Origin of the sequence: Frankia gtarii (assembly GCF_025403375.1) — a bacterium.
Classification (GTDB): Bacteria; Actinomycetota; Actinomycetes; order Frankiales; family Frankiaceae; genus Frankia; species Frankia gtarii.
Map to the genome: position 1 here is coordinate 1 of NZ_JAMPTM010000555.1, position 1,120 is coordinate 1,120.

General features: G+C 78.4%; 1 pseudogene. It reads right to left on the reverse strand.

Annotation, left to right across the window (positions count from 1 at the left end):
• Positions 1–41: 41 nt before the first annotated feature.
• A pseudogene (locus tag NBZ83_RS32265) lies at positions 42–1,120 on the reverse strand (serine/threonine protein kinase); the annotation flags it as partial.

Genomic DNA, 1,120 nt, shown 5'->3' on the forward strand with positions numbered 1-1,120 from the left:
CCCCGACACCCCGACACCCCGACACCCCGACACCCCGGCGGTCAGTTCCCCGTCACGGGGATGGTCTCCGAGACCCGCCAGCCGGAATCGGTGCGGATCAGCGCGAGATCGCGGTGCTGGGGGGCCTTCGCCGGCTGGTGGACGAGAAGCTGGCCACGGACGTCGAGGTAGTCATAGGCGGCCAGGCGTTCGGTCACCCTCAGCACCGTGCGGTTCGGCTGCTCGTCGCGGACCTGCAGAGCGAGGATCTCGCTGCGCAGCGCCGAGGCGTGCGCGCCCTTGGCGACGACCTGCCGCATGAGCGCGACGTCGGCGTTGTAAGCGGGGCTGCCGGGGGCGTCGGACTGCCCCAGCAGGGACTCGTCGGCCCCCTCGAACGCCCGGCTGCGAGCGGTGTTGAGCTCGCCGAGCACGGCACGCCAGATCTGCTCGGGCGACTGGTTCGCGACCGGCGACGCGGTTGGATCCCGCGCGGGCACCCCGACCGCGGACGGCTGCACGGACTGCGGCGCGGGCGCCGCCGAATCGGAGGTGCCGTCCTGCGACGGGCTCCTCATGAGCAACACGGCGGCCACCACGACGGCGAACAGGCCCACCCCCGCGGTGACCGGCAGCAGCCAGCGCCGTCGCCGAGCACCCGTCCGGCGCGGCCGACGGCCGGTGCCCGCCCGCCCGGCGCGGCCCGACGAACCCGTGGCCGGCGGGGAGCCGGACGAGGCGGATGCACCGGGGGGTGCCTTGGACGGACTCAACCGTCCCGCGTCGGCCGCCGGGCCCGCGCCGGCGCCGCCCCGGCCCGCGACGCGCGACGCCCGGCGGGCGGGCGTCGAACGCCGCGGCGGCGGAGGCAGGGAGTCGAGCAGCTCCGTCGCGTCGACGGCGGTGGCCCCGCTGGCCGATCGCCCGGGCGGGGCGCCGCCACCCGGGGGGTGCGGGCCGACGTCGTCGCCCGAGCCCGGCCCGTCGCGCGGATCGCTCGTGCCGTCCGGCCCCGGGTTCAGGCGGGCGCCCGCCAGCAGCCGCGGTCGGCCGTCGCCGTCGCCAGGCCCGCCGGGCTCCACGCCGGCCGGGGTCTGTGGACGGCGCGCCGCGCCGGGCGGCGCGGCCGCAGTGGAATGGG